Here is a 12,441-nt window from a genome sequence, read left to right as displayed (position 1 = left end):
TGCCGCAGTAGGTTGGGCCGGTGACCGAATTCCTGCCGACCGGTGGCGTTGTGCTCGGCTCGGACGAACTGGACGCCCGGTGGGCGGACGCATGGCGGCCGGAACAGGTCGCGGAGCGGCTGGAAGGGGTCGTTGCGCCCTGGTGTATCGCGGCCGGGTGGGCCCTGGACCTGTTTCGAGGGAGACAGTCGCGACCGCACGGGGATGTGGAGATCGCGGTGCCCGCAGCGGGATTCCCCGAGATCCAAAACCGCTTCCCCGAGGGCGTGTTCGACGCGGTGGGCGGGGGGCACGTCTGGGCGGAGGCAGGCGCTGAGGCGCTGGCAGCCACGCACCAGACGTGGTTGCGGGACCCGGCGAGCGGTCAGTTTCTGTTGGACGTCTTCCGCGAACCGCACGAGGGCGGCACGTGGATCTGCCGACGGGACGAGGGACTGAGGCTGCCGTACGCCGCGATCGTCGAGCGGACGGAGGACGGGATCCCTTATCTGGCACCGGAGTTGGTGCTCCTGTTCAAAGCGAAGACACCGCGGCCCAAGGACCAGGCGGACTTCGACGGTGTCCTGCCGCTACTGGGCCGGGCGCGGCGGGTCACTCTTGCCGGGTGGCTGGAGCGCGTACACCCCGGGCATCCGTGGCTGCCGGAGCTGGTGCGGTAGCGGAGCCGGCCGTGACCCGGGAGGACAAGAGCGGCAGTGGGCCGTCGGGTCCAAGTCGGGGGATCGACGGGGGCGGTCGCGTGTCAGCGCGATGAGTCATCACCTGTTGCTGTTGCTGTTGCTGTTGTTGCTGCTGCTGTTGCTGGTGGTGGTGGTGGTGGGCGATGTCGCGGGTAGTTCGACGGTGATGCGGATCCCGCCGGCAGCGCGTGGGGTGAGGGTGAGTGTTCCGTCGTGCGCCTCGGCGATGGTTCTGACGATCGCCAGGCCGAGGCCGACGCCCGCGTGGCCGGTGTGTACGCGTTCGGTGCCGCGCTGGAACGGTTCGGTGAGCGTGGCGGCGAGCTGTGGGGAGATGGTCTCGCCGGTGTTCTCGACAGTGAGCGCCACGCTGTCGCGGTGGACGCCGGTGGTCACCCGCACGACGCCCCCTTCAGGCAGGTTGTGGACGATCGCGTTGTGCACGAGGTTCGTGGTCAGCTGCAGCAGGAGCGCCGGCGATCCGATTGTGGGGGTGAGCTCACCGTCGGTCTCGATGGTGATGCCGTGCCTTTCCGCGAGGGGGAGGAGCGTTTCGGTGGCTTCTTCCGCCAGGAGGGACAGGTCCACGGGTTTCGCGGTGAAGGACCGCTGGTTGGTGCGGCTGAGCAGGAGCAGGGCCTCGGTCAGGGCGATCGCGCGGGTGTTGACGGTGTGAAGGCGGTCGATGGTTTCGCCGGTGTCGTGGTCCGGGTCGCTGCGGGCCAGATCGAGGAGCGTCTTCGTCACGGCCAGCGGGGTGCGCAGCTCGTGGGAGGCGTTGGCCGCGAATCTCTGCTGTTCGGCGACGTGTGCTTCGAGCCGCGCGAGCATCACGTCGAAGGAGTCGGCCAGTTCACGGAACTCGTCCTTGCGGCCCGGCAGCCGGATGCGGTGGGAGAGCGATCCGTGCGTGGCCATGCGGGTGGCATCCGTGATGCGGGTCAGCGGGGCGAGCATGCGGCCTGCGAGGATCCACCCTCCCAGGAGACCGAGAACAAGCAGGAACGCCAGTACCGCGGCAGCCCGCGGAGCGAAGACGTTCAGAAGGGCGGAGCGGACGGGAAAGACACCGTTCGTGGGTCTGTCATCGGGGTTGATGAGCATCGCCCGGTCGGGAACGTAACGCAGGAGGAACACCCACACAGCCGCGAGCAGCAGGACGCCGGCGAACATGAGGAACCCCGCGTAACTGAGGGTGAGCCTGACGCGAACACTCAACCCGGGTGCCCTATCCACGTTCGCCTCGCTCCTGTCCGGGCTGCGGCTGTGTGTCGATGCGGTAGCCGACGCCCGGCACGGTGGCGATGATCCAGGGTTCGCCGAGCCGTTTGCGCAGTGCCGAGACGGTGATGCGCACGGCGTTGGTGAACGGGTCGGCGTTCTCGTCCCACGCGCGTTCCAGCAGTTCTTCGGCGCTGACGACACCGCCTTCGGCGACGACAAGGACTTCGAGTACGGCGAACTGTTTCCTGGTCAGCCCGACATAGCGGCCGTCCCGGTAGACCTCGCGGCGGAACGGATCCAGGCGCAGGCCCGCGATCTCCCGCACAGGTGGCCGGTTGTGTGCGCGCCTGCGGTCGAGTGCTCTGAGCCTGAGAACGAGCTCCTGCAGGTCGAAGGGTTTGGTGAGGTAGTCGTCGGCGCCGAGCGCGAACCCCGAGGCCTTGTCGTCGAGCCGGTCGGCAGCGGTGAGCATGAGGATCGGCATACCGCTGCCGGAGGCGACGATGTGTTCGGCGATGTCGTCTCCGGACGGTCCGGGGATGTCACGGTCGAGGACGGCTATGTCGTAGGTGTTGACGCTCAGCAGCTCCAGAGCGATGTCACCGTCACCGGCGACATCGGCCGCGATCGCTGCCAGGCGCAGGCCGTCGCGGACGGCTTCTGCCAGATAGGGCTCGTCCTCGACGATCAGCACACGCATCCTCCGAGGCTACGAGCCGAGGCATATCGGCGGTGTATCGAAAACCGGATACGTGCCTGCGACACCGGAGTCCCTTGACTGGCGGTATGACTCGAACCCCGTCGTCGGAACGAACAGCGACCCACCGGAACGAACGGCATGCCGACTCCGGTATCCGGCGTTCGTGCATCCGTCGGGGCACCGCCGCCGGGCCCTGGCGCGCGATCATGCGCCGGGCGATCCGCGTCGGATCCCGGCCGGAGCCCTGGAAACGCGGGCCGGTGCTCGCGGCGCTGGCGCTGCTGCTCGGTCTGCTGATGCTGCTGCACGCGATGATTCCGAACCAGATCATGAACGTGGGCAGCCTGGTGGAGACCTTCCTTCCTTGGTTCGGCCTGTTCGTCCCGTTGCTGCTGGCCGGGGCGCTCTGGCGCCGCTCCGCGTCCGCGGTGGCCGCGCTGCTCCTGCCGGTCACGGTGTGGCTGAACCTCTTCGGCGGCCTGCTCAGCGACAAGTCCCACCCGGGCGGCGACCTCACCGTGGCCAGCCACAACGTCGGCGCCGACAACCCCGACCCGGTCGGTACCGCCCGCGAACTCGCCACCTCCGGTGCGGACGTACTGGCACTGGAGGAGCTTGCCCAGCAGGCCAGGGGCACGTACGAGAGGGAGTTGGCGAAGACGTATCGGTACCACACGGTCCAGGGCACGGTCGGGCTGTGGAGCAAGTTCCCGCTGTCGGACACCGAACCGGTCGACATCAAGACGGACTACGGGCCGCTGGCGGACACCAAACCGGCGGACGTGAAACTGGCCTACAACCGGGCGCTACGTACCACCGTGGCCACGGACCACGGGCCGCTGGCGGTCTACGTGGCTCACCTGGGGTCCGTACGCGTGAACCCCAGGGCGGGCTTCTGGACGGACTCGCGGGACAGAAACGCCCAGGCGCTGAGCGAGGCCGTCGCCGCCGAACGGAACAAGCGGGTGGTGCTGCTCGGAGACCTGAACGGCACCTTGGACGACCGTGCGTTCGCCGGCATCACCTCGCAGCTGCACTCGGCACAGGACGCGGCCGGCGACGGCTTCGGCTTCACCTGGCCGGCGAAGTTCCCGGTGGCGCGGATCGACCAGATCCTGGTGCGCGGCGTGGAGCCGGAGAGCTCGCGGGTGCTGCCCGCCACCGGCAGCGACCACCTGCCGGTGGTCGCCGGAATCAGCTGGTGAGCTTGCGCCGCATCGCGCCGACGGTCCGCCCGGTTCCGGTTCGGGTCCGAGACCGATGGACCGATCTCGTGTCGACTCCGGTGTCCTCGTGCCCCCTTCGGACACTCATCAGGGGCGACATCAGTGGTGAGCGGTCTCGGCGGCGAAGTCATCGAGCAGGGCGAAGGGGCGTGCGGGCTGTTCGAGTTGGGGCAAGTGGCCTGTTCCGCGGCGACTTCGAAACGACTGTCGGCGAAAGCTGCGGCGTACTCCTTGCCATTGGCCGGGCTCGCGATGCGGTCGCTCTCGCCCCACAGGACGAGGGTGGGGGTGGTGACGGTCGCGAGTCCGCCGGTCCCCGGCACCTAACGGATGCGGATCACGGCATACCCTTCGCCGTCCGCCGGTGGCCGTGTCCACGAACGGGTGGTGAAGGTGTGCAACCGTCCGTTCGTGATGGCATGCCGCGGCAGCGACGCACCGAACTGCCCGGCCACCGCTTCCAGCAACGACCGTTCCGCCTCGACCCCGCCCTCAGAGGCCGCGAAGAACCGGCTCGCGTCCAGTGCCTGCGGTGTCTCTCCGCTCTGCCCGGTCTCTCCGCCCGCGTACGTGAACGCGTACTGCTCGATGCCGTCCCGCGCGACTGACAGGTGAAAGAACGGCTCCCCGCGCGGTGCCCTGAGACCGCTCCACACCACCACCGCACGGGTGCCCTCGCTGGCGGCCGTGGCCGGGGAGACGAACCGCTGCCGGTCGAACGGGGCGGGATCACCGTCGAACGCGAAACTCCAGCCGGTGCCGGCCCGGCCGACCGCCATGAGTGCCCTGTCGTCGAAGGACGAGAACTCCCTCTTGTCGTGCAGTGAACCCTGGTACGCCTCCCACGCGGTCATGGGCTTCTTCAGCACCGTGCCGTCCCTGTCTCCGACCCCGGACCCGCCCCCACTCCTGTCGCTGTCAGCGAGGCGTCCGGGCAACTCGTCCGGCTCCACCCCCTCCACCAGGACAAACCGGTAGGACGTGCGATTGCTGCCCCGGTCCGGGTCCGCGAGCCACGCCAGGCCGCCCGGATCGAGCCCCGCCGTCGGCGACGGTGCCTCACCCGTCTGCCCGCACCTCGGCGTGGACAGCAACTCCCGGCCCCGTTCCGGGGTCAGCAGCGGCCCGAGCAGGGGGTCGGCCACCCATCCCAGCGGCGCAAGGTGGTCCGCTCCCAGCGGCTCCCACAAGGGCAGAGCGTCTGTCAGCGTCCGCCAGGCCCTGTCGGTGTCTCCCCATCGCGCCAACTGCCGCGCCCGCTCGACCGCTTCCCCGAACGGTCCGGTCGCCGAGTACCGGTACGTGCCGTTGCGCACCTGTTCCAGCGTCGCGTAAGCCAGGGACACCAGGTCCTCATCGGCGCCCCGCAGCTGGAACATCAGCGTGGAATCGTCCCGGTGCGAGTGAGCCGCGTGCTCGGCGACCAGCGGTGGCAGCAGCTCGGGGGCGTACCGAGGGTCCGTCACCAGGCCGTCGAAGTACACCATGTAGGTCTGGCCGAGCAGTCGGCGTATCTGGTCGCCCAGCCCGGCCGCCCGCGGTCTGCCATAGCCCTTGGCCTCGTCAAGCATCTTCACGGCGCGCTCCCAGCCGCCGCGCAGCGCCTCCAGCCGGGCCTCCTCCACCAGGGCGTCCAGCTTTCGCGTCGTGTCGTTGGCGAACACGGGTTCCCCGTCGCTCCGGCCAGATCGCAGGCTGTGGAACTCCCTGTGCATGTCCTGCATGAACTCAAGGAAGTTCGCGAACCGCTCGGGCGCCGAAGCCCGCCAGCTCGCCCAGGTGTACACGGCCCACTCACCGTCTTCGTCCACGTCCTCGGGATCCAGCAGGACATAGGTGGCGTCGGACTCGACGTCGAGCTGCAGCCCACGCCGCCAGAGGTCCACCTCCTGCCGCTCCTCGGGCCCGGCGTCCTCGTCCAGATACTCCTCGAACATTTCCGCGAGACCCGACTCGTCGTTGTGCCAGTGCGCGTCCTCGGTCCCGGCCAGCAGCCACACGAACCCGCCCGCGTGCCGCCATCCGTCGCTGACCTGGAGGAACTCCCGGTACGACGGGGGCATCCGTAGGCCGAGGCGCTCCTCCATGGCCGCGATCCGCTCCTCGGAGGCTGCCGGGAACCCCAGCCAGCCCGCTCGCCGAGCGGCCTCGTCGTCTTCGCCCCGCGTCTCCCTGCTCGGCAGATGACGCGCCCACTCCTCGCTCCACGTCAGCAGGAAGGACCGCCAGTCAAATGCCGTGGTGTCAGTCATGCGCCCGATGCTGTCACCCACCACTGACAAAGCCCCGCCGCTCCCCGCTGCCACCCGGGCCCTCCCGTACGCGACCGTTCGGGCCGGCAGTGCCGCCATGCCCGTGCCCCGGTGGACGGGTGAGGGGCACCAGGTGAGGCGAGAGCTCCCGATGCGTACCGGCGTAAAACCAGAGGGCAGGGGCACACGAAGGTGGTTCGTTCCACGAGGTTCGCCGAGGAGGGAGCCCATGTCCAGCGCCAGCGCTTCGGCCGGATCCGGCCGCACCATCACCAGTTCGATCCCTGCCCGCCTCGACCGCCTCCCGTGGTCACGCTGGCACTGGACGATCGTGATCGGTCTCGGCACCGTATGGATCCTCGACGGCCTGGAGGTCACGGTCGTCGGCAACATCTCCTCCCGTCTCTCGGAGCCCGGCAGCGGCCTGCCGATCACCTCCGGTCAGGTCACCGGCATCGCCGCTGCCCTGTACGTGGCCGGAGCCTGTGTAGGCGCCCTCTTCTGGGGCCGCATGACCGACCGCTTCGGCCGCAAGAAGCTGTTCATGATCACTCTGGCGGTCTATCTGGTCGCCACCGCGCTGACCGCGGTGTCCTTCTCCACCTGGTGGTTCTTCGCGTTCCGCTTCCTCACCGGCTTCGGCATCGGCGGCGAGTACGCGGCCATCAACTCCGCGATCGACGAACTCATCCCGTCGTTCTACCGCGGCCGGGTCGACCTCATCATCAACGGCAGCTTCTGGATCGGCGCGGTCGGCGGCTCCCTGCTGTCGATCGTCGCGCTGAACACCGACATCCTGGCCGCCGACGTGGGCTGGCGGCTGACCTTCGCCCTGGGCGTGGTGCTCGGCCTGGTCATCCTCGTCGTACGACGGCACGTCCCCGAGAGTCCACGCTGGCTGCTGATCCACGGCAGGGAACGGGAGGCGGAGGAGATCGTCTCCTCCATCGAGCGGAAGATCGAGTCCGAGAAGGGCGAACCGCTTCCCGAACCCGAGACCGAGATCACCATCCAGCAGCACAAGACGGTGGGCTTCGGCGAGATCGCCCGCACGGTCTTCGCGACCTACCGCAAGCGCAGCGTGCTCGGCTTCTCCCTCTTCATCGGCCAGGCGTTCCTCTACAACGCGATCACCTTCGGCTTCGGCGCGATCCTGACGACGTTCTTCGACGTCCCGAGCGGCAACACGGGCTACTACTTCGCCGTGATCGCGGTCGGCAACTTCTTCGGCCCGCTGCTGCTCGGCAAGCTGTTCGACACGGTGGGCCGCCGGGTGATGATCTCCTCGACGTATCTGCTCTCCGGAGTGCTGCTGTTCGGCACGGCCTGGCTGTTCGACCGGGGGTCGCTGACCGCGACCACCCTGACGGCCTGCTGGTGTGCGGTGCTGTTCTTCGCCTCGGCGGGCGCCTCCAGTGCCTACCTGACGGTCTCCGAGATCTTCCCGATGGAGACGCGGGCCATGTCCATCGCCTTCTTCTACGCCATCGGCACCGCCGCCGGTGGCATCACCGGCCCGCTGGTCTTCGCCGACCTCACCGCGTCCGGCGTGGTCGGGGACACGGTGCTCGCCTTCCAGATCGGCGCCGGTCTCATGTGCGCGGCCGGGATCGTCGCAGCGTTCCTCGCGGTGAACGCCGAACGCCGTTCGCTGGAGGACATCGCGAAGCCGTTGTCGGCGGTGGCGTCGGCCTCGGCGAAGGTCAGGGGCAAGGTGACGGGCAAGGCGGCTGGTGGGGCCCCCGCGACCGTCGCGGGCGAGGGAGCGGACCCGGCTCCCTCGGCTCCGGCGTAGGGGTCGCTCGGACGGGCGGCAGGAGGCAGGAGGTCCGGCCGATGGTCGCCGGACCCCCTGCCTTTTGGTTTCCTGGCCCGCCGGGCCACAGCTCGTGGGCCACAGCTCTCGGGCTGCGGGCTGTGAGCCACGGCGTCTCGAATGCCCGGCGAGCAGTGGGTGACGCCCCGCACCCGGCTATGCGGCGCCGGCGACGCGCCGGTGCTCAGACTCGCTGCCTTCCGCCCTTGTCGGGGTGTCCGTGCGGACGAGCAGGGACAGGTGTCGCCTGGGCCTGGCGTGGCGGGCCGCCCGTGTGGGTGCGGACTGCCCGAGCAGCCACTCCTCGTAGCGGCCCAACACCAGTACCAGGCACAGCATCCCCGGGGGCAGCAGGAAAGCGGCGAACACCACGACAACTCCTCTTACGGACGGCCCTTTCCGTTCGGGTAGCCCACCCGGCGCGGCGGAAAGCCCGGACGCGTGAGGGAAACGTGGTCGTCATGCGCGGAGAGCGTGCCCGGTGGCGAACCGGGCCTGGCCATAGGCGCCGTCCGCGCGCGCCGTGCGGTGCGGTGCGGTGCGGGAAAGCGTCGTAGAAGCCGGTGATCTGCAGGTCGCAGCGTCAGATGTGGGAGAGGGCGAAGGAGACGAGGAAACCGCTGACGGTGATCAGCCCGATGGCCAGATGGGCCTCGTCGAACGCTTCGGGGATCATCGTGTCGGCGATCATGGCGAGGATCGCCCCGGCCGCCACAGCGGTCACCGCGGCGATCACGGTGGGGGAGAAGGAACCGACCACCGTGTAACCGAGAACGGCCGACACCGTGCTGGCCGCGGCGATCGCCGCCCAGACACCGAAGACGTACCCCTTGGAACGGCCGGCCTGCTTCATCCCCGCGGAACTGGACAGTCCCTCGGGAACGTTACTGATGAACACCGCCGCCACCGTCACCAGGCTGACCGCGCCGCCGTCCAGCAGGCTGACGCCGATGACCGCGGACTCCGGCACACCGTCGAGCAGCGCGCCGAGTGCGAGCGCGGCCCCGGAGCCCCCTTGCTCGGCCTCCGAGGGCTGCGCCTGTGCCCGTTGGTGACCGGAGCGCTTGCGGTGACGCGCTCCACGCCGGGCAAGCCACATGTTGCCCCCGGTGTAGGCGAAGGCGCCGATGAGGGTACCGACGACCGCGGGCGCGAGCCCCGCCTGCTCGTACGCCTCCCCGACCAGCTCGAAGGACACCGCTGAGATCAGCACGCCGGCCCCGAAGGCCATCACGGTCGCGATCACCTTCTGTGGCACCCGTAGCCCGTACCCCAGCGCGGCACCGAGCAGCGCCGAGCCCGCCACCAGCCCCCACAGTCCAGCCTGTACGCCATCAGCCATGCCGACCCGCCTACCCGCCCCGGCTGAGGACCAACCGGTGCTGCCGGGCGACGGCATCGCATGCAGTAACCGCCGGCCGGCTTCCGTGGACCGAGATCGCCGGCATCGTCGGCGGCCACCGGGGTACGCGCACCTGGCACCACCCCCGCCCGAGGAAGCGAGAGCACCGTGAGCGAGCGCGGCCCGGAAGCCCGTACGGCTGCCGCTCCGCGCGCCGCGGAAGCGGAGGCGGGCGAGAGTGGGAGAAGTCCCGAGTAGCCGGCCACCTGTTCCGACACCGCCGAACGGCGATGACCTTGTCACCGGCGCCCCTACCCGAAGGAGAACAACCCTGATGGCCACCGTGTCTCTCACCGGAGCGTCCAAGGAGGACTCCGCCACAGTTTTCGAGGTGCTGCGCACGGCATTTCCCACCGACCGCCCCGCCGAGGACGTGCCCCAGGGACAGCCGGGCGACCGCTCCGCCGTGTGGACGGCGGAGTTCGAGCCGACCCAGGAGTGGATCCCGACCGGGCCGACCCCGCTGGAGGGTTCGGTCGCCGCCACGATCCAGGGCGGCTACCTGGCCGTGGACCGACTCCGTGAGGCGCTGAGCGCCGCGTTCGACGTAAAGGAACGGGGCACGGCGTCGGGAGACCAGGAGAAGGAGGTCGACCTGCGGCTCGGGACGAAGAACTGACGATCCAGGAATCCCCAGTCGCGTAGTCGACCCACGAGGAGAAGAGCGGCATGGTGCAGATCGGGTACACGATGATGACCGAGCAGGCCGGCCCGCGCGAGCTCGTCGGCCATGTGGTCGGCGCCGAACGCGCCGGTTTCGACTTCTCGGTCACGTCCGACCACTACTTCCCCTGGCTGAAGTCCCAGGGACACGCCCCCTACGCGTGGAGCGTGCTCGGTGCCGCCGCGCAGGCCACCGAACGTATTCCCCTGATGACATACGTGACGTGCCCGACGACCCGCTACCACCCCGCGGTCGTCGCCCAGAAGGCCGCCACCGTACAACTCCTCTCGCGGGGGCGGTTCCGCCTGGGACTCGGCTCCGGGGAGAACCTCAACGAGCATGTGGTGGGCGGCGGTTGGCCCGCCCCGCACGTCCGGCTGGAGAGGCTGGAAGAGGCGGTGGAGATCATCCGCTCGCTCTTCGCCGGGGAGAACGTCAACCACCACGGTGACCATTTCGACGTAGAGAACGCCACCTTGTGGGATCTGCCCGACGCGCCCCCGCCGATCGGTGTCGCTGTCTCGGGCGACCGCTCGTGCGAACTCGCCGGCCGTCTCGCCGACCTTGTGATCGCCACCGAACCCAAGCCGGACCTGATCTCCGCGTTCGACCGGCACGGCGGCGCGGGAAAGCCCAAAGTCGGCCAGCTGCCGATCTGTTACGACACCGACCGCGACGCGGCGGTCGCCCGCGCCCACGACCAGTTCCGCTGGTTCGGCGGCGGCTGGCCGGTCAACTCCGAACTGCCCGGCCCTGCCGCGTTCGAGGGTGCCACCCAGTTCGTACGGCCTGAGGACGTGGCCCGGTCCATTCCCTGCGGGGACGACGTGGACGCCGTCGTCGAGGCGGTACGCCCCTATGCCGACGCGGGGTTCACCGAGGTCGCCCTGGTCCAGATCGGCGGCGACCACCAGGAACCGTACTTGGAGTGGGCCGAGCGGAAGTTGCTGCCGGCCCTGCGTGAACTGTGAGAGGGCGAGGGCACCCGGGATGACCACGAAACGCGCTGCGATCTTCGACGTCGACGGGACGCTGGTCGACACCAATCACCTGCACGTCGTCACCTGGTGGGAGGCGTTCCGCCAGGCGGGCCACCAGGTACCCATGCGGCAGATCCACCGTGCCGTGGGCCTGAGCGGCGGCGACCTTCTGGCCCACCTGCTCGGCGACGACCGCGCCCCCGACGAGGACGAGCGACTCGCCGCGGCCCACCATGCCCTCTACGCAACGTACTTCGAGCGGCTGCCCGCGCTGGACGCGGCGGGCGACCTGTTGCGCGCACTGGCAGAGCGGGACTGGAAAATCGTCCTGGCGACCTCGGCGGGCGGCGCGGAACTCGCCGCGCTGCGACGGGCCATCGGCGCGGACGACGTCATTCTCGGAGCGGCCAGCGCGGACGACGTGGCCGAGGGCAAACCCGCCCCCGACCCCGTCCGGCTGGCCAGGGAACTGGCCGGGGTGCCGAGCGAACGGGCCGTGTTCGTCGGAGACACCGTCTGGGACATGAAGTCCGCCGTACGGGACGGAGTGGCTCCCGTGGCGGTGCTGTCCGGCGGGATCCCGCGTGCCGACCTGGAGGCGGCCGGCGCCCGCGCGGTGTACCGGGGTCCCGCCGATCTCCTCGGACACCTGGACTCGAGCGTCTTCGCCGACCTGGAGTGACCTGACCCCGGGCTCGTACGAGGTCAGCCCACGGTGAGGACCGAGCCGTCCCGCCTCCTCACGACGGGGGAGGCGCGGGTCCGGCGGCGGGGCGGTCGAAGTCGATCTCCTTCGCCCTGGTGATCCGGGCGCCCATGTTGCGCTCCATCATCTCCAGGGCGGCGGACTCCAGATGCGGATGGATGGACGCGACGGCGTCCCTGGGCACCGTGACCCCGAGGTGGCGGATGTGCGCGTCCAGGGCGGAGTAGAGGACGCACTGCTCGGTGACCTGACCGCTCAGCACCACGTGCCCGACGCCCAGTCGCCACAGAAGGTAGGACAGCGGAGTCTCGTAGAAGGCGGAATGGCGTGCCTTGACCACGAAGAGTGACTCGTCGTCCGGCGTTATCGGCTTGATCAGGTCGGCGTGGGATCCGGACAGCGCGGTGTCCACGAGTTCTCCGTGGTGTGAGCGCCACAGCCCGAAGTTGTCGTTCGCGTAGATCACCGGCACGTCCGCGCCGCGGGCCCGGCCGATCAGCTCCGCCAGGACGGGTACGACATGTTCGGCGGACGGTACGAGCAGTTCGGCGTCCTCGTGTTCGTACGTGTTGATCATGTCGATCACGACGAGAGCGAGTCCCGCTGTCGCCGTCGTGCCTGTGGGCCGGTCCATGGGTTCGCCGCCCGTCGGGTGCTGTCAGGGCTGTTCGGGTACGCGCTGCCGAGTACCCGGTGCGCCCAGGGGTTTAACAAGGGCGGCCGAGCCGTGACGCGCACGGACGATGCTCCGTCCCACCTGGTCCGGGCGGTGCTCGGTCCGTCGTGGGAGG

The 12,441-nt window shown here is 69.6% G+C and carries 12 protein-coding genes; 6 read left to right on the top strand and 6 right to left on the bottom strand.

The annotated features are described in order from the left end of the window. The first annotated feature begins 20 nt into the window (after positions 1 to 20). The gene (locus STRTUCAR8_RS27320; RefSeq protein ID WP_006379324.1) at positions 21 to 659 is read left to right on the top strand and encodes a nucleotidyltransferase domain-containing protein; all 639 of its coding nucleotides are present in this window, start codon (positions 21 to 23) and stop codon (positions 657 to 659) included. A 99-nt stretch (positions 660 to 758) separates the two neighbouring features. Here the strand turns inward: STRTUCAR8_RS27320 and STRTUCAR8_RS27315 are convergent, their stop codons facing one another. Both STRTUCAR8_RS27315 and STRTUCAR8_RS27310 read right to left on the bottom strand, forming a co-directional pair. Then, a complete protein-coding gene (locus STRTUCAR8_RS27315) occupies positions 759 to 1,898 on the bottom strand; it encodes a sensor histidine kinase (RefSeq protein WP_044472973.1) in 1,140 nt (379 codons plus the stop codon). A 10-nt stretch (positions 1,899 to 1,908) separates the two neighbouring features. Further along, on the bottom strand, positions 1,909 to 2,604 hold the full coding sequence (locus STRTUCAR8_RS27310; RefSeq protein ID WP_006379299.1) for a response regulator transcription factor: 696 nt from the start codon (positions 2,602 to 2,604) through the stop codon (positions 1,909 to 1,911). Positions 2,605 to 2,810: 206 nt separating this feature from the next. Between STRTUCAR8_RS27310 and STRTUCAR8_RS27305 the strand changes: the two genes are divergently transcribed. Further along, positions 2,811 to 3,809 carry an endonuclease/exonuclease/phosphatase family protein gene (locus tag STRTUCAR8_RS27305; protein WP_044472978.1) on the top strand — a complete coding sequence of 333 codons (999 nt, stop codon included), beginning with the start codon at positions 2,811 to 2,813 and terminating at the stop codon, positions 3,807 to 3,809. A 344-nt stretch (positions 3,810 to 4,153) separates the two neighbouring features. On the opposite strand, the gene STRTUCAR8_RS27295 is transcribed toward STRTUCAR8_RS27305, so the two are convergent. Beyond that, on the bottom strand, positions 4,154 to 6,082 hold the full coding sequence (locus STRTUCAR8_RS27295) for an SMI1/KNR4 family protein (protein WP_044472977.1): 1,929 nt from the start codon (positions 6,080 to 6,082) through the stop codon (positions 4,154 to 4,156). 229 nt (positions 6,083 to 6,311) lie between these two features. On the opposite strand from STRTUCAR8_RS27295, the gene STRTUCAR8_RS27290 reads away from it, so the two are divergent. Continuing rightward, positions 6,312 to 7,877: an MFS transporter gene (locus STRTUCAR8_RS27290; protein WP_006379309.1), complete on the top strand. Its 1,566-nt coding sequence runs from the start codon at positions 6,312 to 6,314 to the stop codon at positions 7,875 to 7,877. Positions 7,878 to 8,054: 177 nt separating this feature from the next. Here STRTUCAR8_RS27290 and STRTUCAR8_RS27285 read toward each other — a convergent pair whose 3' ends face one another. Together STRTUCAR8_RS27285 and STRTUCAR8_RS27280 are read right to left on the bottom strand one after the other, a co-directional pair. Next, positions 8,055 to 8,270 carry a hypothetical protein gene (locus STRTUCAR8_RS27285; RefSeq protein WP_044472971.1) on the bottom strand — a complete coding sequence of 72 codons (216 nt, stop codon included), beginning with the start codon at positions 8,268 to 8,270 and terminating at the stop codon, positions 8,055 to 8,057. 211 nt (positions 8,271 to 8,481) lie between these two features. After that, on the bottom strand, positions 8,482 to 9,240 hold the full coding sequence (locus STRTUCAR8_RS27280; protein WP_006379298.1) for a ZIP family metal transporter: 759 nt from the start codon (positions 9,238 to 9,240) through the stop codon (positions 8,482 to 8,484). Between the two features lie 334 nt (positions 9,241 to 9,574). Between STRTUCAR8_RS27280 and STRTUCAR8_RS27275 the strand changes: the two genes are divergently transcribed. Genes STRTUCAR8_RS27275 through STRTUCAR8_RS27265 form a run of 3 tightly spaced genes read left to right on the top strand, consistent with a single transcriptional unit; the run spans position 9,575 to position 11,626 of the window. Further along, the gene (locus tag STRTUCAR8_RS27275) at positions 9,575 to 9,919 is read left to right on the top strand and encodes a hypothetical protein (protein ID WP_006379312.1); all 345 of its coding nucleotides are present in this window, start codon (positions 9,575 to 9,577) and stop codon (positions 9,917 to 9,919) included. Between the two features lie 50 nt (positions 9,920 to 9,969). After that, a complete protein-coding gene (locus STRTUCAR8_RS27270) occupies positions 9,970 to 10,935 on the top strand; it encodes an LLM class F420-dependent oxidoreductase (protein WP_006379334.1) in 966 nt (321 codons plus the stop codon). 19 nt (positions 10,936 to 10,954) lie between these two features. After that, positions 10,955 to 11,626, top strand: coding sequence for an HAD family hydrolase (locus tag STRTUCAR8_RS27265; RefSeq protein WP_006379326.1), 672 nt, complete (start codon positions 10,955 to 10,957; stop codon positions 11,624 to 11,626). Positions 11,627 to 11,684: 58 nt separating this feature from the next. Here STRTUCAR8_RS27265 and STRTUCAR8_RS27260 read toward each other — a convergent pair whose 3' ends face one another. Next, positions 11,685 to 12,284: a cysteine hydrolase family protein gene (locus STRTUCAR8_RS27260; RefSeq protein ID WP_044472970.1), complete on the bottom strand. Its 600-nt coding sequence runs from the start codon at positions 12,282 to 12,284 to the stop codon at positions 11,685 to 11,687. Positions 12,285 to 12,441 lie beyond the last annotated feature (157 nt).

This window comes from Streptomyces turgidiscabies Car8 (assembly GCF_000331005.1).
GTDB lineage: Bacteria > Actinomycetota > Actinomycetes > Streptomycetales > Streptomycetaceae > Streptomyces > Streptomyces turgidiscabies.
Note: the sequence above shows the minus strand (reverse complement) of the source record. Positions and strands in the feature narration are given on the sequence as shown.

Coding starts and splice junctions, on each gene's coding strand:
- STRTUCAR8_RS27295 (WP_044472977.1), bottom strand. CDS start 6,082: ATGACTGACACCACGGCATTTGACTGGCGGTCCTTCCTGCTGACGTGG.
- STRTUCAR8_RS27310 (WP_006379299.1), bottom strand. CDS start 2,604: ATGCGTGTGCTGATCGTCGAGGACGAGCCCTATCTGGCAGAAGCCGTC.
- STRTUCAR8_RS27280 (WP_006379298.1), bottom strand. CDS start 9,240: ATGGCTGATGGCGTACAGGCTGGACTGTGGGGGCTGGTGGCGGGCTCG.
- STRTUCAR8_RS27275 (WP_006379312.1), top strand. CDS start 9,575: ATGGCCACCGTGTCTCTCACCGGAGCGTCCAAGGAGGACTCCGCCACA.
- STRTUCAR8_RS27290 (WP_006379309.1), top strand. CDS start 6,312: ATGTCCAGCGCCAGCGCTTCGGCCGGATCCGGCCGCACCATCACCAGT.
- STRTUCAR8_RS27305 (WP_044472978.1), top strand. CDS start 2,811: ATGCGCCGGGCGATCCGCGTCGGATCCCGGCCGGAGCCCTGGAAACGC.
- STRTUCAR8_RS27260 (WP_044472970.1), bottom strand. CDS start 12,284: ATGGACCGGCCCACAGGCACGACGGCGACAGCGGGACTCGCTCTCGTC.
- STRTUCAR8_RS27265 (WP_006379326.1), top strand. CDS start 10,955: ATGACCACGAAACGCGCTGCGATCTTCGACGTCGACGGGACGCTGGTC.
- STRTUCAR8_RS27270 (WP_006379334.1), top strand. CDS start 9,970: ATGGTGCAGATCGGGTACACGATGATGACCGAGCAGGCCGGCCCGCGC.